The following is a 16,730-nucleotide window of genomic DNA, read 5'->3' on the forward strand; positions in this document are numbered from 1 at the left end:
CGGAAGTCAAGGAGGAAAGTCCCGATGCCCGGACCCTGGCGCGGGATGCCGATCCCGGTGAGACAATGCTGCGCGGCATGGCCAGCCAGCCGCGTTGCCGCAGTGCCATGACCGCCAATACAAGAAAGGGAGACAACCATGCATCGACTTGCCGTGCTTGCCGCCGTCCCGGCCGCTTTCGTTGCCACGTTTGCCGCCGGCTTCCTGACGGCTCACGTGGACTTGCCGCTGGCCCACGCGCAGACGCCGCCGTCCGCGCTGACGCCGCAGATCATCAAGAACCTGGCTGCGATGAGCAACGACGACATCGGCCCGCAGGTGCCCAACATGGGCACGCTACGCAGCAAGGGGCTGGTGAACACGCCGAGCGGCACGATTGCCGTGCAGTCGGGCAATGTGCCCAAGCACTATCACACCAGCGCCGACGAGATCCAGTATGTGATTGCGGGCACCGGCACCTTCTGGCTCGGCAACGAACAGCACCAGGTGGGGCCCGGCGACCTCATCATCATTCCGAAAGGTGCGGCGCACGCAGGCTCGATCGCGGCCAGCGGCGAGTTCCGGTCGCTGGCCATCAAGCTGCCACCGCAGGCCCCGAACGATACCCACCTGCTGCCCTGACCCCTGACAGCGGGTTCAGGCCGGGTCCGGATCAAGCCGCCGGCTTTCGCGATTCCTGCGCCGAACCTCGCGAAAGGGACACATCGGGACACCTCGGGGACACCTTGGGGACACCTCGCCCCGCGCCGCCCGGCGCTTACCGCTGCCCGAAATGCGCGCTGCGGAAGAGTTGCTCCAGCCCGCGCGGCTGCGAGCGCCAGTACTGCTTCGGCGCATCGACCTGCGCGCCAAGCTTTGCCGCTGCGTGCCACGGCCAGCGCGGGTCATACAGCATGGCCCGCGCAATCGAGATCATGTCGGCCTCGTTGTTGGCGATGATCGCCTCGGCCTGCTCCGGTTCGGTGATCAGGCCCACGGCCAGCGTCGGCAGCCCCACTTCAGCCTTCACGCGCTGGGCATAGGGCACCTGGTAGCCCGGCCCCAGCTTGATGGCCTGCTGCGGCGACACGCCGCCGGTGCTCACATGCACGGCCGCGCAGCCGCGCGCCTTGAGCGCCTGCGACAACGCAATCGTGCCGTCGATATCCCAGCCGTTCGGCACCCAGTCGGTGGCCGACACACGCATCCACACCGGACGCTCGGCCGGAAACGCCTCGCGCACGGCATCGAACACTTCCAGCGGAAACCGCATGCGGTTCTCCAGGCTGCCGCCGTACTCGTCGGTGCGGTGGTTGGCGATCGGCGACAGGAACTGGTGCAGCAGGTAGCCATGCGCACCGTGTACCTCGATGCCCTGCACGCCGATCCGTGCCGCACGCTTTGCCGCGGCCACGAAATCGTCGCGGATCTTCTGCATGCCGGCGCGGTCGAGCGCCGTGGGCGGCACCTCGTCCGCCGCATGGGGGACGGCCGATGGCGCCACGGTCTGCCAGCCGGTCGGGGCATCGGGACGAATCTGCGCGCCGCCATCCCACGGGGCCTGGCTCGACGCCTTGCGCCCCGCGTGGCCCAGCTGCACCGCCACGGCAATCGGCGAATAGCGGCGCACCGCATCGAGCACGCGGCCCAGCGCCGCTTCGTTGGCATCGCTGTAGAGGCCCAGGTCGGCCGGCGAGATGCGCCCTTCCGGCGACACCGCCGTGGCCTCCACGATCATCAGGCCCGCACCGGACAGCGCCAGGCTGCCCAGGTGGATCATGTGCCAGTCGGTGGCCGAGCCCGCTTCCGCCGAGTACTGGCACATGGGCGCAATGGCGATGCGGTTGGCGAGCGCAAGATTGCCGATCTGGTACGGATCGAAGAGATGAGGCATGGGGAGTTTCCTTGAAGTCCAGGGGCTCCCTGCGCGGGAGCGGGCAACGTCCCGGGGATTGTAGACGCCGCCCGCAAACCTTGCTGACCCCGCCTCCGTTGTGGAATTTCCCGCCTTGTCAGCCCGGGTTCACGAGGCCTCGACGATATCGTCGAGCTTCCACTGCTTGTCGAACCACGGCTGCAGCGGGCCGTAGAGCCGGAAGATCGTGAACCAGCTCTTGCCCGGAATGGTCTGGATCCAGTTGGCCTGCTTGCCGGCTGGCGGCTGCGGACCGAAGTACAGGTCGGCGGAGCCGTCGGCATTCTTCACCAGCGACTTCTCGCTGGACAGGCTCGGGAACTGCTGGTCCGTCTGCAGCATCGAGCGGGTCTGCGTGTCGTACACCACCACCGACCAGAAGTCCTTGACCGGCACGTTGGGCGGCACGTGCAGGCGATAGGTCTTGGCCCCATCCAGCGGGTTGCCGGCGGCGTCGAGGTTCGATGCCGCGTACTGCGAGCCGATGCCGGGCATCGCCACGGCCATCGCCGGCGTGTCGATCGTGGCGGCGTAGAAGAACAGCGTGCGCGCGTCGAAGTTGCGGGCGCCGTTGTCCAGCCATTCATAGCTGCCGCCGATGAACGGCGTGGTCCAGCGGCGGTCCGGGAAGATCAGCGTACGCGGGTCACGATTGCGGAAGTCGATGGCACGGGCCGTTGCGTTGCCCACCGCCACGCTGTCGGTCAGGATCTGCTTCATGCGTGCATCGGGCGCGAACGGCTTGCCCTTCTGCATGCCGATGGCCGTGAAGATGCCGGTCATGTCGGGACCGTACGCGCCGGCCGGCTCTTCCTGGATGATCTGGTTGACCTCTTCATAGAACCGGAAGTTGTTGGCATGGACCGTATTCATGACCTTGCCCGACAGGTTGATGAACTTCGTCTCCGGCGGCCGTGCCGCGTCAGCCAGCCGGTAGACCCTGAGCCCGGCCTTCAGGCTGGCCACGCCGGGCCGCGGGTCGCCACGCTGCATGAACGCCCGGCCGAACAGCAGGTTGCCGTACGTCGGGCTTTTGACGATGTAGTAGCCGCTGGCCGGCAGCTGGCCCGTGTAGCCGGGCGGCACGAACAGGTACTTGCCGCCCTTGCCCTTGTCCGGCCCCGCGTTGCCCATGTCCGTGACATAGCGGAACCAGAAATCGTCGACCACGCCGAGGATGTTCGGCGGGGTTTCCACCACCACCGGGCCGTCCTTGAGATCCATCCAGTTCCAGAAGTAGATGGTCTCGCTGTTCAGCGTCAGGTAGATCGACTTCGAATCCATCAGCTGCTCGTACACGCCCACGGTGCTGTCCACCGCGCCCACGCTGCGCAAGCCGGTGCGGATGGCCACCATCGACGCCCCCGGCACGCCATTCAGGAACGCCTCGACCCCGCGCGCGAAGTCGATGTTGTCAAAGACCTTCTGGGCCGTCGCGGCCGTCGGCACGCCGTCGAAAAACTCCAGCCTGCCAATGCGGGTATCGACCGACGCCGGCGTAGTAATCTCCGGCGGAATCGGCGTGGTCATCTTGTAGGAAGACGGTGCCTGCGACGCACACCCGGCAAGCCCGGCGGCAAGCAGCGCCAGGCTGCCCAGCCTGATGGCAACGGAATTCGGCATGAAAACGGCTCCTCGACGGTTCGGATACGCGCCGAACATAGCGCAGCCGCCTCAAGCCGTCGATTCAAAGTCTTCGCAGCCGATCTAAAAGATTTCGATGCCAACTCGCCTGTTCAGAACTTCGGAATCCGCAGCGTCTTGCTGATCATCAGCGAGCCGCTCAGCACGAACAGCAGCGACATCGGGTGGAACGTGCCCGGGCCGATGGCCATCGCGCCGGCTGGCAGGGCGTCGCCGATCAGGCCATGCGAGGCGCACCAGGCCAGGATGCCGGTGAGCACCACGCTGGTGGGAATGGGCGTGCCTTCGAAGTATTTGACCTTGCCCAAGGCCGAGCCTTCGGCCAGGGTCTCGGCCGTGACGTTGAAGCGGGCCAGGCGGCTGACCCCGCAGCAGACAAAGTAGATCAGCGCGGCAAGGTCCCAGCCGCCGCGCATGCCGGCGGCGAAAGCCAGGGTGGCCGGGCCGACGCCGAACGAGATGATGTCCGACAGGGAATCCAGCTCACGGCCCAGCGCCGAATGGGCGTGGCGCCAGCGCGCGATGCGGCCGTCCAGCACATCGAAGATGAACGCGGCCGGCGCCAGCGCCGCCGCGATATAGAAATGCCTGAGCGACGGCTCGGCGACGAAATACATCGCGTAGAACACCGAGCCCATGCCGCATGCCGCATTGGCCAGCGTGAAGAAATCCGCCAGCTGCAGGTCGCGCAGCATCGAAAAATGCCGGGGGCGCTGCTGAGGGGTCGACATGCGGCGGGCTCCTTTGGCGCATCGGCGCCTGCGTCAGGTGCGTGGGCGGTCAGTCGCGATCGGGGCCGCTCAGAGCACCGTGTTGACGTGATGGACGGCCGGCGGCGCGGCAAAGCAGTCGCTGACCAGCGTGCGCCATTGCTGGAATTCGTCCGACTCGCGGAAATGGACCATATGGTCTTCCACGGTTTCCCAGGCCACCACCAGCGTGTACTGCGACGGCTGTTCGATCGACCGCTGCAGATTCAGGCCATGGCAGCCCCTGGACCGCAGGAACAGCGGCTTGGCCTTGGCCACGTTGGCCTCGAACTGCGCTTCCATGCCGGGCTTGATCGTGATCTGTGCAATTTCGTGAATCATGATGGGTCTCTAGGGCGGTTGATATCGGTGGCTGTCTGACAGCACCGCGTGGCAGGCGGCCGCACGCCAGGCGCGCGGCATCGCGTCTACCTTAGCAGATTTGGGCTGCCCGGCTTACTTGACCGTGTGGCGCGCCAGGCTTTGCACCAGGTAGACCACCACCAGCGCGTTGGCCACCGCCAACCCCACATGGATCCACGTGGGATGCCGGACGGCCTCGTACACTTCCACCGGAATGTAGATCCCGCCGGACCAGACGCCAAGCCAGTTACCCCAGGCACGCCCGAACCACAGTCCGTAGGCCTCCGCGAAGCGCATCAGCGCGTACACCGCAGCCGACCCGCCGATGGCCCACAGCCGGCCGTCGCTGGGATGGGACAGCAGTGCCAGGAAGACCTTCGGATAGTGGCTGGCGGGATTCAGGTGGAAACGGCCGACAATGGCTTCGGCCAGCGCCTGGGCGTCGGCGTGCAGCAACGCCACCAGGCCCAGCCCGGCCAGAATCACCAGGGCGCCCTTGGCGGCTTCGAACAGGGCAATGCTCTTGAGGCCAATTCCTTGGCTGACGTGCGCCATGACGGGGTCGTGAAAATCAGCGAAGTCGCCATTGTGCAACATCAACGTGCCTGGCGCTCCACCATCGGCCCGTTGGCGTCGATGCCGCCGCCCGCCTCGAGCGGCCCGTTGACCGTCAGCGGGCCATCGACATAGAGATCGCCGTGCACCACCATCGATCCCTGCACGGTCAGCGGCCCATGAAAGACCTTGAGCAGCGACCGCTCCATCGGCGGCGGATACCCGCGGCCGGGCGTCGCGAACCACGCAGCGGTCAGCGGACCGTTGGCGTAGACATGGCCGTCCACGCTCAGGGTGCCGTTCACCGTGGCCGGTCCTTTCACCCGTGCCGAGCCGCCGACGGCGATGGAGCCGGTGACGGACTGCGCGCCACAGACGACGGGCAGCAAGGTGCCGAGCAGGACAACCGCGACGGCCATCCGGCGAAGGATTCGCATATCGGCCCTCCCTAAAACAGAACTGGCGCGATCTTTCCAGTGTAGTGACCTGGAAACATCGCGCCAGCCATGTTTGTGACCGATTGTGTTTACCCCCCTCTCCCGCCTGCGAGAGAGGGTGGCTACCACGGCGGCAGGCGAACCTGCCTCAGTTCTTCGCCACCGCCTCCGGCAACGGGCCCCAGCCGCCGCCCAGGCTGCGCACCAGCGCCACCGTCGCCGCCGCGCGCAGGCCGGCCACCGCGTTGGCATCGCGCTGCGACTGCAGCACGGTGCGGTCCGCGTCGATCACCGTCAGGTAATCGACGGCGCCCGCGTCGTAGCGGCTGCGGGATATGCGCTGGGCACGCCTGGCGCCAGCCAGTGCGCCGTCGAGCGCCGTGGCCTGCTGGCTGAGCCAGCGCACATCGGCCAGGCTGTCTTCGACCTCGCGGAAGGCCACCAGCACGGTCTGCTGGTAGCGCGCCACGCTTTCCTCGTGGGCGGCGCGGGCGCCGGCCAGGTTCGAGCCGTTGCGGCCACCGTCAAAGATGGTTTGCGCCACCGTCGTGCCCACCAGCGGCCCGAGCATCCATGTCCGCGACGACCACTTGAACAGGTTCGACAGGTCCGAAGACTCGAAGCCGAACAGCGCCGTCAGCGAGATGCGCGGGAAGAACGCGGCCTTTGCAATGCCGATCCGCGCATTGGCGGCCGCCATCTGGCGCTCCGCCGCAGCGATGTCGGGGCGGCGCTCCAGCAGTTCCGACGGCAGCCCCGCCGGCACCGCCACCGGCGCCGTGTCGAACGGCCTGGCGGCCAGCCCGAACTGCGACGGGGCCACGCCGGTCAGCACCGCCAGCGCATGCTCCTGGTTGGCACGGCGACGCTCGATGCTGGCCAGGTCGGCACGCGCCGTGCCCAGTTCCGATTCGGCGCGGGCCGGGTCCAGGTCGGTCGTCTCGCCCGCCTCGTAACGCTTGCGCAGCAGCGACAGCGAATCCTCGCGCAACTTGATCGTCGCGTTCAGCAGTTCACGGTCGCTGTCGAGCGTACGCAGGGCGAAGTATGCCTGCGCCACATCGGCCTGCAGCGCGAGCTGCACCGAGCGGTACAGGTCCTCGGCGCCCTTCTCTTCGGCGCGGGCAGCGTTCACGCTGCTGGCCACGCGACCGAACAGGTCGAGCTCGTAATTGGCGAACAGTCGCGCCTTGTACACGGTCTGCGGCGACACGCGGGTGCCATCGGGCAGGCCCTGCGACGCGGCCGACGGCTGCGTACGCGTCGGGTCGAAGCCCGCGCTCAGCTGCGGATACATGTCCGCCTCGGTGGCGCCCGTGAACGCCCGCGCCTGCTTCAGGCGGGCTGCGGCTGCGGCCAGGTCCTGGTTATGCGCGTTGGCGGCGTCGATCAGCCGGTCCAGTTCGGCGTCGCCGAACACGCGCCACCAGTCGCCACGCTGCTGGCCTTCGGCCGGCGTGGCGGTCTTCCACTGCGCGCCTTCGGTGGCGGCTGCATCGGCCTCCTTGAAGGTGGCGGCGGTGGGCGTCTCGGGCACCTTGTAGGTCGGTGCCAGCGAGCAGCCCGCCAGCACCAGCGCGGCGGCCAGGGCACCCAGCCTGGGCAGGTACTGCTTCATCACGATGTTGTTCATGTCTTTCACCATCACTCTGCGGACGGCACGGCGTGCGAAGCCGGCACATCCGTCGCAACCGCTTCACGGCGCTGCTTGCGGGTGGCCAGCAGGCGCAGTGCCACGTAGAACACCGGCGTCAGGAACAGGCCGAAGAACGTCACGCCCAGCATCCCCGCGAACACCGCCACGCCCATGGCATGGCGCATTTCCGCACCGGCGCCGGTCGAGACCACCAGCGGCACCACGCCCATGATGAACGCGAACGACGTCATCAGGATCGGGCGCAGACGCAGGCGGCTGGCTTCGATCGCGGCCTGCACCACGGTGCGGCCCTGGTGTTCCAGTTCCCGGGCGAACTCCACGATCAGGATCGCGTTCTTTGCGGACAACCCCACCAGCACGATGAAACCGATCTGCGTGAAGATGTTGTTGTCGCCACGCGTCAGCCAGACACCGGTCATGGCGGCCAGCAGGCTCATCGGCACGATCAGGATCACCGCCAGCGGCAGCGTCAGGCTTTCGTACTGGGCGGCCAGCACCAGGAACACCAGCAGCACGCACAGCGGGAAGATCCACACCCCGGCGTTACCGGCCAGGATGTCCTGGTACGTCAGCTCGGTCCACTCGAAGCCAATGCCCTTGGGCAGCGTTTCGGCGGCAATGCGCTCGGCAGCGGCCTGGGCCTGGCCCGACGAGAAGCCCGGGGCCGGGCCACCGTTCATGTCGGCGGCCGTAAAGCCGTTGTAGCGCGTGACGCTATCCGGACCGAAGCCCTGCTTGACCTTCACCAGCGACGACAGCGGCACCATTTCGCCGGAACTGCTGCGCGCCTTCAGCTGCAGGATGTCCTCGGCATGCTGGCGGAACTGCGCATCGGCCTGCACCTTGACCTGATACGTACGACCGAACTTGTTGAAGTCGTTCACGTACGACGAGCCAAGGTAGGTCTGCAGCGTCTCGAACACGTCGGTCACCGGCACGCCCAGCTGCTTGGCCTTGGTACGGTCAAGCTGCACGTCCAGCTGTGGCACGTTCACCTGGTAGTTGCTGAAGATGCCAGCCAGTTCCGGGGTCGCGCGGGCCTTGGTCATGAACGCGTTGGTGGCGCTGAACAATTCGTCGTAACCCAGCGCCGCACGGTCCTCGATCATCATCTTGAACCCGCCGATCGTGCCCAGGCCCTGTACCGGCGGCGGCGGGAACACGGCGATGAACGCGTCCTGGATCGACCCGTACTGCTTGTTCAGGTCGGCGGCAATCGCGTTGCCGGACAGCTCCTTGCTCTTGCGCTTGTCGAACGGATCGAGCGTGACGAACACGATGCCGGCGCTCGGGCTGTTGGTGAAGCCGTTGATCGACAGGCCCGGGAAGGCCACGGCCGATTCCACGCCCGGATGCTTGAGCGCGATATCCGACATGCGGCGGATCACGTCTTCGGTACGATCCAGCGTGGCGCCGTCAGGCAGCTTGGCAAAGCTCACCAGGTACTGCTTGTCCTGCGCCGGCACGAAGCCCTTCGGCACCATCTGGAACACGCCCCAGGTGGCCACCAGCATCACGGCGTAGACGCCGAACACCGAACCCTTGCGGCGGATCACGCCCTTCACGCCGCGGCCATAGTTGTCCGAGCTGCGGCCGAAGAAGCGGTTGAAGCGGGCGAAGAAGCCACCGAAGACACGGTCCATGCCGCGCGTCAGCCAGTCCTTGGGCGCGTCGTGGCCCTTGAGCAGCAGCGCGGACAGGGCCGGGGACAGCGTCAGCGAGTTGAACGCCGAGATGATCGTCGAGATCGAGATCGTCAGCGCGAACTGCTTGTAGAACTGGCCGGTCAGGCCCGTCATGAACGCCAGCGGCACGAACACGGCGATCAGCGTCAGGGCGATGGCGATGATCGGGCCGGACACTTCGCGCATGGCCTTGTAGGTGGCTTCCTTCGGCGACAGCCCTTCCTCGATGTTCCGCTCGACGTTTTCCACCACCACGATCGCATCGTCCACCACGATACCGATCGCCAGCACCAGGCCGAACAGGCTCAGCGCGTTGATCGAGAAGCCGAACGCATGCATCAGGCCGAACGTACCGACGATGGACACCGGCACCGCCAGCAGCGGGATGATCGATGCGCGCCACGTCTGCAGGAACAGGATCACCACCAGCACCACCAGCGCGATGGCCTCGAACAGCGTGTGGACCACGGCCTCGATCGAGTGGCGCACGAACTGCGTCGGGTCATAGACGATGCTGTAGTCCACGCCTTCCGGCATGTTGGCCTTCAGCTCGGCCATGGTCTTGCGCACGTCGTTCGAGATCTGGATCGCGTTGGAGCCCGGCGACTGGAAGATCGGCAGCGCCACGGCGGACTTGTTGTCCAGCAGCGAGCGCAGCGCGTATTCCGACGCACCGAGCTCGATGCGCGCGATGTCCTTCAGGTACGTCACCACGCCGTCGGGCGAAGTCTTGACGATGATGTCGCCAAACTCCTCCACGGTCTGCAGACGGCCCTGGGCGTTCACCGACAGCTGCAGGTCGGTGCCCGGCAGCGACGGCGACTGGCCGATCACGCCGGCCGCCACCTGCACGTTCTGCTCGCGGATGGCGCGCACCACGTCGGACGCGGCCAGGCCGCGCTCGGCGATCTTCTCCGGGTTCACCCAGACACGCATCGAGTAGTCGCCCGAGCCGAACATCTGCACCTGACCCACGCCCTGGATCCGCGCCAGGCGGTCCTTCACGTTGATCAGCGCATAGTTACGCAGGTACGTCATGTCGTAGCGGTCGTTCGGCGACACCAGGTGGACCACCATGGTCAGGTCAGGCGAGCTCTTGACCGTGGTGATGCCCAGCCGGCGCACGTCCTCGGGCAGGCGCGGCTCGGCCTGCGAGACACGGTTCTGCACCAGCTGCTGGGCCTTGTCCGGGTCGGTGCCCAGCTTGAAGGTCACCGTCAGCGTCAGGTTGCCGTCGCTGTTGGCCTGCGAGTTCATGTAGAGCATGTCCTCGACGCCGTTGATCTGTTCCTCCAGCGGCGTGGCCACGGTCTCGGCGATCACCTTCGGGTTGGCGCCCGGAAACTGCGCGCGCACCACCACCGAGGGCGGTACCACTTCCGGGTACTCCGAGATCGGTAACTTGAACATCGAGATGGCGCCGATCAGGAAGATCAGCACCGACAGCACGCCCGCGAAAATGGGGCGATCGATAAAGAATTTCGAGAGATTCATCTTGGTCTCGGCGAAAGCAGTCCCCCTGGCCGTCCGCTCGTCGAGCGGACGCCATGTACTGCTGCAGGGGGAATTTCAGTTCGGTGTGGCTTCGGGCGGGCGCTCAGCTCACCTTGGCCTTGCCGGCCTTGCCCTCTTCCGCGGCCTGCTTGCGGTCGGGGGTGGTGCCGCGCGGCTCAAGCTCGCTGCGATAGGCCATGGCCACGGCCTTCGGTGCCACGGTGTCGCCCGGGCGCACGCGCATCAGGCCGTTCACGACGATGTTCTCGCCCGGTTGCAGCCCCTTGCGGATCACGCGCAGCCCTTCGTACGTCGGTCCCAGCTCGACTTCCCGATACACGAGCTTGTTGGCCTTGTCGACCACGAGCACGAACTTCTTGCCCTGGTCGGTACCGATGGCGCGATCGTTGACCAGCACGGCCGGGTGCGGCGAGCCGCCGCCGAGCTTGACCTTGGCGTACAGGCCCGGCAGCAGGCGGCCATCCTCGTTGTCGAACACGGCGCGCACGCGGATGGTGCCGCTACGCGTATCGAGCCGGTTGTCGATCGAATGGATCTTGCCCTTGTGCGGATTGCCGTCCTCGTTGGCCAGGCCCAGGAACACCGGCAGGTCGTTCTTGCCGCCGCTGGCGCCCGGCGCCGTGTAGCGCAGGTAGCTCTGCTCGTCGACATCGAAGCTGGCATACACCGGCGAGACCGACACGACCGACGTCAGCGGCGGCGACGCGGCGCCCGCGGCCACCAGGTTGCCCACGGTGATTTCCGCACGCGACACCTTGCCCGAGACCGGTGCAACGATGCGCGTGTAGCTCAGGTTCAGCTTTGCCACTTCCAGCGCCGCCTGCGCGCCGCGCACGTCCGCCGACATCTCGCTGGCGGCGTTGATGCGCTCGTCGAACTCGCGGCGCGAGATCGCGTTGTCGTCCAGCAGGCGCTGCGCACGGGCCTTCTCGGTCTGTGCATGCGATGCACGGACCTGCGCAGCGGCCAGCGCCGCTTCGGCGCGTGCCACTTCGGCGGCGTACGGGCGCGGATCGATCGTGAACAGGGGGTCGCCCTTCTTCACGATGGAGCCTTCCCGGAAATGCACCGTTTCGATGGTGCCGGAAACGCGCGGACGGATCTCCACGCGGTCCACGGCTTCGATGCGGCCCGAGAACTCATCCCATTCGGTGATGGTCTGGCCCACCGCGGCCGACACTTCCACGGCCGGCGCCGGGGGCGGCGTATTGGCCTGTGCTTCCCCGCCGTGCCAGGGTTGCAGTACCGAGGTTGCCACGCCCGCCCCAAGAATTGCCACGATGGCAAAGGCGATCAGCGTGCGTCGAGACTTGTCATTCATCTTTCTTCACTCCGTGTTTTCGTCGGGTTTCTTCAACTGGAAAAGCAAAAATTCAGGCCGAACGCTGCCCGCCCGCCCAGGGGGCCGGAAAAACGGGAACAACAAGGGGTCCTCCGTCCCGGATGGGACAGAAGCAAGCCACTACAGGGGTGCCAGCCTCAAAGGGCGCTGGCGGGAGAATCCGGCACCGTTACAGCATTCACGGCGCCGGCCGGCGTTCGGACCGGATTACGAGGCGTCGTCGGCCTTGGCGAAACTTTCGCGCAGGAACCGCGCACCTTCTTTGACCCATGCCTGACACATCTCATGGGACTGTTCCACCCCGTCGCCACAGGCGCCGGGCATAATCAGGGCCCTGGCCGGGATGCCGGCCTTGGACAATTTGGCGGCGAAGGCTTCGCCTTCCGCGCGCAGGGCATCTTTTTCCGCCACCTGCACCAGCGTCGGCGGCAGTCCCGCCAGCCGCGAAGCCAGCGCCGGGGCCGCATACGGGTGCACGCTGGCGGCCGGCGTCGGCAGGTAGTCGCGATAGTTGCACGCCAGCTTGCGCAGCATTTCCATCGGCACCTGCCCGCCGGACGACGCGTGCTGCAGGCACGGATCAGTCACCGGCCGGATCAGCCACTGGCCCGCCGGCTGCGGCAGGCCACGGTCACGCAGCATCTGCGCCGTGGCGATGGCCAGGTTGCCACCGGCTTCCTCGCCCACCAGCGCAAAGCGCAGTTTGTCGACCTTGAGCTTGCGGGCCTGCTTGAGCACCCACGACACCGTGTTCACGGCGTCCTCGGGCGCTGCCGGGAACGGATTTTCGGGCGCCAGCGAGTAATCCGGCGTCACCACCACGGCCGGGACCGACTCCGCCAGATCCCGCACCAGTTCCTTCGCGGCTTCGACCCCGCCGTCGACAAAGCCGCCGGCATGCAGGTAGAGCATCCACGGCAACAATGGCGCACCGGCGCTCACAGGCCAATAACCTGCGGGGTAACCCACGCAGACCTTCATTTCGCGCTCGCCGCTGGCCACCACGTGCTGGATCACGATTGCCTCGCCCTGTTCTGCGGCCGGTTGTACGGCGGAACTACGGGGAGTCGTGGTCTTGGTCATGGTTGGCACGGCGGCCGGCAAAGACCGTCGATTACTGTATTGCGATGCAGCGAATTATGGTGATTGACAACGATGGGATAAAGCGACCTATTGCCAATGCACTGTTTCTGCGTTGGAATAATCATCGAAGTGAACCCACACGGCTTGAAATGGATACCTGAAATGTGATTCACTCCGGTCCTTCGGCATCTGCGCACTTGGGGAAACAGCGCAAACGCCGGCGCCCCACCCTCCACCCGTCCCCGCTCCGGCCGCCACTGGCGGACCGCCGGCAGCAAATCCAGGCCGCGCACTTGACATGCAGCGGACCCATACCGCCAGACATCCTTCGGAACGTAGCCCGGTCTTACTCCTTTCGAAAGCAACATCATGGATCGTCTTGTCTCAATGCAGGCATTCACTCGGGTGGTGGATGTCGGCAGCTTTGCGCGCGCGGCGGAGTCGCTGGACCTGCCCAAGGCCACCCTCACCCGCCTGATACAAAACCTGGAAACCCACCTTGGCGTCAAGCTGCTGCACCGGACCACGCGCCGAATCAGCGTGACCACCGATGGCGCGGCCTACTACGAACGCTGCGTGCGCATCCTGGCGGATGTGGAGGAAGCGGAGCAGTCGCTGACACGCCACAATAACTCGCCGCGTGGCACGCTGGCCGTGGATACCACCAGCGGCCTCGCGCAGCTGGTGTTGATGCCTCAACTTCACGACTTCTTCAATGCCTATCCCGAACTGAAGCTGGAACTGACCATCAACGGCAAGCCCATCGACCTGCTCAAGGAAGGCGTGGACGTGGTGCTGCGCGTGGGTGCGCTCGACGAGGCCATGGTGGCACGGCGCATCGGACAGGTGAAGCTGGCGTTCTATGCGTCGCCGATCTACCTGCGGCGTTTTGGCACACCGCACGACCTGACCGAGCTGTCGCAGCACAAGGCCATCAACTTCCTGTCCAACCGTACCGGACGCGAAACGCCGTGGACGCTGATCCGTGGCGGCGAGAGCACCGAAGTGCTGCTGCCCTCGGTGATCTCGACCAACGATGCCGACGTATACCTGGGCTGCGCCGTGGAAGGCCATGGCATTGCACGCATCTCGCGCGCCATGGCCGAGCCGTATATCCAGAGCGGCCGGCTCGTCGAGGTCATGACCGACTGGCAGACCGACGAGCTGCCGATCTCTGCGATGTATCCGCAGAACCGGCACCTGTCGGCCAAGGTCCGCGTGTTCGTGAACTGGGCCGCGGAGATCTTTTCGCGGCATCCGCACTTCGGCGCCGCGCCGCAGCAGCTGGCGGCCTGATGTCCTGCCCCTCTCCCGCGTGCATGGTCCGCGCGGGAGGGGACATCCCCCAACTTCAGTGCTTCCCGATCTCCTGCAGCATCCGCGTCATCAGGTACAGGCGCGGCACGATCGAATCGAGCTCCACGTATTCGTCGCGTGCGTGATAGCCGAAGCCTGACAGGCCAAAGCTTTCCAGCACCACCGCCTTGCCCGAACGCCCTGCAAAGCCCGCATCGGTGCCGCCGCCGGTGCCCGGCATCAGGATCAGCGACCGGCCGTCCATCTCCGCATAGATCTGCTGGGCCCGCGCGGCCAGTTCCTTCGAGCGCGTATCGGCCACGAAAGCCGGGCGCCCTTCTTCCATCGCAATCGTGGTCTTCGTGTCGGGAATCAGATGGCCCGCATCGACCTTCTGCTGCAACGCCGCCTGCAGCTTCTGCGCGGCGCCGCCGGCGGTCACGCGCACATCGCCCACGGCGGTGGCTGTCTCCGGAATCTGGTTCAGCGGGCCGGTGGTCCTGGCCTGCGTCCAGTTCATCTGCGCGCCCGGTATTGTCTTGGCCAGGTCGCGCGTTTCCTGCATCTGGTAGGCCAGTTCCAGCAGCGCGTTGCGGCCCAGTTCGGGCGCCGCGCCGGCATGCGATGACCGGCCCTTGACCTGCATCGTCGCCGTGGCGGTGCCGGCGGCCGCCAACAGCAGCGATTCCGATTTCGCCACTGACTTCGCCACGTTGGGCTCGCACGACAGCACCACATCGTGCTGCGCGGCCAGCGTGGCAATGGTCTCGCCCGAGCCGAGCGAGCCGATTTCCTCGTCCGGGTTCAGCAGCACCGTGATCTGCGCGTAGTCCTTCCAGCCCTGCGCCTTGAGGATTTCCAGCGAATGCAGGATCACGGCCAGGCCGCCCTTGTCGTCGGCGATGCCCGGGCCATAGAGCCGGTTGCCGTCCTCGCGGATCGGCTGCGACGCCAGGATACCTGCCGGGTACACCGTGTCCATATGGCCGATCAGCATGATGCGGCGCTTGCCCGTGCCGGTCAGCGTGGCCTTGACCATCGGCGCGGCACTGGTGGTCAGGGGCAGCCGCTCCACCTTCGCGCCCAGCGCCTGCAGCCGCTGCGACGTGTAGTCGGCCATGCGCGCCAGCCCCTGCATGTCGGCGCTGCCCGATTCGATCGTCACCATGTCCTTGAGCGACTGCACCACGGCGGGCTGCGCGGCGCGCGCGGCATCGAGCAGCGCCTGGTCGGGTCCGGCGGCCAGCGCGGCACCGCAGGCCATTGCGGCAGCCAGGGCGATGGCGGTGGCCCCAGCCGTGGCGCGGGCAAGGCGGCGAAGGGAAAGCGGCATGCGGGTCTCCTGTTCTCTGTTGTCGTTGGAGCTCCAATGTATCGCTTGCGCTATCCCGGGGGGAGGTTCAATATCGCCAATCCCGATGCCAATCCCGCCATGCGCCCCATGCCCCCGCCCGCCGCGCCCCTGCACGTCAAGCTGCTCTGGTTGCCCGATGCCATGCCTGGCACGCTGTTCGGCGCGCTCGATGTCCTGCGTACCGCCGCGGGCGTGGCGCGGTTGCAGCAGCCGGGCGCGCCGGCCCGGCTGACGTGGGAGATCATCGGCGCCAGCGGACGCGCCCTGCCCGACCCGCTGCCCGGCCTGTCCACATCGCGCCGGGGCGCACCGCGCCAGGCCCAGGTGCTAATCGTGGTGCCGGGACTGATGGCGGCCAGCGCGCCCCATCTGGGCGAACTGGCCGCCGCGGATACCGCCACGCAACGCCTGCTGGCCCGGCATATGGATGCCGGGGGCTGGGTGGCGTCGATCTACACCGGGATGGCTTACCCACTGTTGCTGGGGCAGCTCGATGGCGCGCGCTGCGGCGCGCCTTGGATGTTCCAGAGCTGGTTCGCGCAACGCTTTCCGGCGTGCGACCTGTCATCGGACGAACCGATGGGACTGCACGGGCAGGTCTTTCATTGCGTGGCGCCGGCCCTGCAGACCGAATTCATGCTGCGCGTGCTGGGCCATCTGCACGATCCCGACCTGGCGCAGGCAGTGGCCCGCCTGCTGCTCTACCAGCCCGAACGCCAGCAGTGGGTGCCCGAGCTGGTTTCGCAGCGTTGGCTTGGCAAGACCGCCGACAGCCCGGTCTATCGCGCCATCGGCTGGCTGCAGGCGCATGTCGGCGAGCCTTACCGGCTGGCGGCCGTGGCGCGCGCCGCAGCCGTCAGCGAACGGACGCTGCTACGCCATTTCCGCCAGGTGACCGGACGCACCCCACTGGATTACCTGCACCGCCTGCGCGTGGAGCGCGCACGCATGCTGCTGGAAGTCACGCTGCATGGCACGCAGGCGATTGCCGAGGCCTGCGGCTACAGCGATGCCGCCGCCTTCCGGCGCCTGTTCCAGCGAACCATGCAGATGTCGATGTCGGAATACCGCTCGCGCTTTGCGCTGCGCACGCGGCGCCGCTACTGGCGCGTGGAAGACCAGGCAGCGCGCGTCGATGCCGGCATCGTTGACTAGA

The 16,730-nt window shown here is 66.7% G+C and carries 14 protein-coding genes; 3 read left to right on the forward strand and 11 right to left on the reverse strand.

The genetic code is table 11. The features are described from left to right. Positions 1 to 138 precede the first annotated feature (138 nt). Positions 139 to 621, forward strand: a complete 483-nt coding sequence (locus tag AC24R4_RS02890; RefSeq protein WP_487522185.1) for a cupin domain-containing protein — start codon at positions 139 to 141, stop codon at positions 619 to 621. 136 nt (positions 622 to 757) lie between these two features. Here the strand turns inward: AC24R4_RS02890 and AC24R4_RS02895 are convergent, their stop codons facing one another. From AC24R4_RS02895 to AC24R4_RS02940, 10 genes are all read right to left on the reverse strand, one after another. Then, complete coding sequence (locus AC24R4_RS02895) at positions 758 to 1,873, reverse strand: NADH:flavin oxidoreductase/NADH oxidase (protein WP_400397449.1); 1,116 nt, start codon at positions 1,871 to 1,873, stop codon at positions 758 to 760. 129 nt (positions 1,874 to 2,002) lie between these two features. Then, positions 2,003 to 3,517: a DUF1254 domain-containing protein gene (locus tag AC24R4_RS02900; RefSeq protein ID WP_487522186.1), complete on the reverse strand. Its 1,515-nt coding sequence runs from the start codon at positions 3,515 to 3,517 to the stop codon at positions 2,003 to 2,005. Positions 3,518 to 3,630: 113 nt separating this feature from the next. Continuing rightward, entirely contained in the window at positions 3,631 to 4,269 is a 639-nt protein-coding gene (locus tag AC24R4_RS02905; protein ID WP_400396852.1) for a CDP-alcohol phosphatidyltransferase family protein, read from the reverse strand. A gap of 69 nt (positions 4,270 to 4,338) precedes the next feature. Beyond that, positions 4,339 to 4,629: an antibiotic biosynthesis monooxygenase family protein gene (locus AC24R4_RS02910; RefSeq protein ID WP_400396850.1), complete on the reverse strand. Its 291-nt coding sequence runs from the start codon at positions 4,627 to 4,629 to the stop codon at positions 4,339 to 4,341. A gap of 114 nt (positions 4,630 to 4,743) precedes the next feature. Then, a complete protein-coding gene (locus AC24R4_RS02915; RefSeq protein WP_400396848.1) occupies positions 4,744 to 5,205 on the reverse strand; it encodes a DUF2127 domain-containing protein in 462 nt (153 codons plus the stop codon). 41 nt (positions 5,206 to 5,246) lie between these two features. After that, on the reverse strand, positions 5,247 to 5,642 hold the full coding sequence (locus AC24R4_RS02920; RefSeq protein WP_487522187.1) for a hypothetical protein: 396 nt from the start codon (positions 5,640 to 5,642) through the stop codon (positions 5,247 to 5,249). Positions 5,643 to 5,790: 148 nt separating this feature from the next. Next, on the reverse strand, positions 5,791 to 7,275 hold the full coding sequence (locus AC24R4_RS02925) for an efflux transporter outer membrane subunit (protein ID WP_400393541.1): 1,485 nt from the start codon (positions 7,273 to 7,275) through the stop codon (positions 5,791 to 5,793). A gap of 11 nt (positions 7,276 to 7,286) precedes the next feature. Continuing rightward, complete coding sequence (locus tag AC24R4_RS02930) at positions 7,287 to 10,478, reverse strand: efflux RND transporter permease subunit (RefSeq protein WP_400393540.1); 3,192 nt, start codon at positions 10,476 to 10,478, stop codon at positions 7,287 to 7,289. Positions 10,479 to 10,581: 103 nt separating this feature from the next. Continuing rightward, on the reverse strand, positions 10,582 to 11,820 hold the full coding sequence (locus AC24R4_RS02935) for an efflux RND transporter periplasmic adaptor subunit (protein WP_400393539.1): 1,239 nt from the start codon (positions 11,818 to 11,820) through the stop codon (positions 10,582 to 10,584). A 228-nt stretch (positions 11,821 to 12,048) separates the two neighbouring features. Beyond that, positions 12,049 to 12,924 (reverse strand): alpha/beta hydrolase, encoded by an 876-nt coding sequence (locus tag AC24R4_RS02940; protein WP_153948798.1) that lies wholly within the window; start codon positions 12,922 to 12,924, stop codon positions 12,049 to 12,051. A gap of 369 nt (positions 12,925 to 13,293) precedes the next feature. On the opposite strand from AC24R4_RS02940, the gene AC24R4_RS02945 reads away from it, so the two are divergent. Next, positions 13,294 to 14,220 (forward strand): LysR family transcriptional regulator, encoded by a 927-nt coding sequence (locus AC24R4_RS02945; RefSeq protein WP_400393538.1) that lies wholly within the window; start codon positions 13,294 to 13,296, stop codon positions 14,218 to 14,220. Positions 14,221 to 14,275: 55 nt separating this feature from the next. Here the strand turns inward: AC24R4_RS02945 and AC24R4_RS02950 are convergent, their stop codons facing one another. Further along, positions 14,276 to 15,553 carry a M20/M25/M40 family metallo-hydrolase gene (locus AC24R4_RS02950; RefSeq protein ID WP_400393537.1) on the reverse strand — a complete coding sequence of 426 codons (1,278 nt, stop codon included), beginning with the start codon at positions 15,551 to 15,553 and terminating at the stop codon, positions 14,276 to 14,278. A 108-nt stretch (positions 15,554 to 15,661) separates the two neighbouring features. Here AC24R4_RS02950 and AC24R4_RS02955 point away from each other — a divergent pair, with 108 nt between their 5' ends. After that, positions 15,662 to 16,729, forward strand: coding sequence for a GlxA family transcriptional regulator (locus AC24R4_RS02955; protein ID WP_487522971.1), 1,068 nt, complete (start codon positions 15,662 to 15,664; stop codon positions 16,727 to 16,729). Position 16,730 lies beyond the last annotated feature (1 nt).

It is taken from the genome of Cupriavidus sp. CER-90, from assembly GCF_057652055.1.

Coding starts and splice junctions, on each gene's coding strand:
- AC24R4_RS02890 (WP_487522185.1), top strand. CDS start 139: ATGCATCGACTTGCCGTGCTTGCCGCCGTCCCGGCCGCTTTCGTTGCC.
- AC24R4_RS02895 (WP_400397449.1), bottom strand. CDS start 1,873: ATGCCTCATCTCTTCGATCCGTACCAGATCGGCAATCTTGCGCTCGCC.
- AC24R4_RS02900 (WP_487522186.1), bottom strand. CDS start 3,517: ATGCCGAATTCCGTTGCCATCAGGCTGGGCAGCCTGGCGCTGCTTGCC.
- AC24R4_RS02905 (WP_400396852.1), bottom strand. CDS start 4,269: ATGTCGACCCCTCAGCAGCGCCCCCGGCATTTTTCGATGCTGCGCGAC.
- AC24R4_RS02910 (WP_400396850.1), bottom strand. CDS start 4,629: ATGATTCACGAAATTGCACAGATCACGATCAAGCCCGGCATGGAAGCG.
- AC24R4_RS02915 (WP_400396848.1), bottom strand. CDS start 5,205: ATGGCGCACGTCAGCCAAGGAATTGGCCTCAAGAGCATTGCCCTGTTC.
- AC24R4_RS02920 (WP_487522187.1), bottom strand. CDS start 5,642: ATGCGAATCCTTCGCCGGATGGCCGTCGCGGTTGTCCTGCTCGGCACC.
- AC24R4_RS02925 (WP_400393541.1), bottom strand. CDS start 7,275: ATGAACAACATCGTGATGAAGCAGTACCTGCCCAGGCTGGGTGCCCTG.
- AC24R4_RS02930 (WP_400393540.1), bottom strand. CDS start 10,478: ATGAATCTCTCGAAATTCTTTATCGATCGCCCCATTTTCGCGGGCGTG.
- AC24R4_RS02935 (WP_400393539.1), bottom strand. CDS start 11,820: ATGAATGACAAGTCTCGACGCACGCTGATCGCCTTTGCCATCGTGGCA.
- AC24R4_RS02940 (WP_153948798.1), bottom strand. CDS start 12,924: ATGACCAAGACCACGACTCCCCGTAGTTCCGCCGTACAACCGGCCGCA.
- AC24R4_RS02945 (WP_400393538.1), top strand. CDS start 13,294: ATGGATCGTCTTGTCTCAATGCAGGCATTCACTCGGGTGGTGGATGTC.
- AC24R4_RS02950 (WP_400393537.1), bottom strand. CDS start 15,553: ATGCCGCTTTCCCTTCGCCGCCTTGCCCGCGCCACGGCTGGGGCCACC.
- AC24R4_RS02955 (WP_487522971.1), top strand. CDS start 15,662: ATGCCCCCGCCCGCCGCGCCCCTGCACGTCAAGCTGCTCTGGTTGCCC.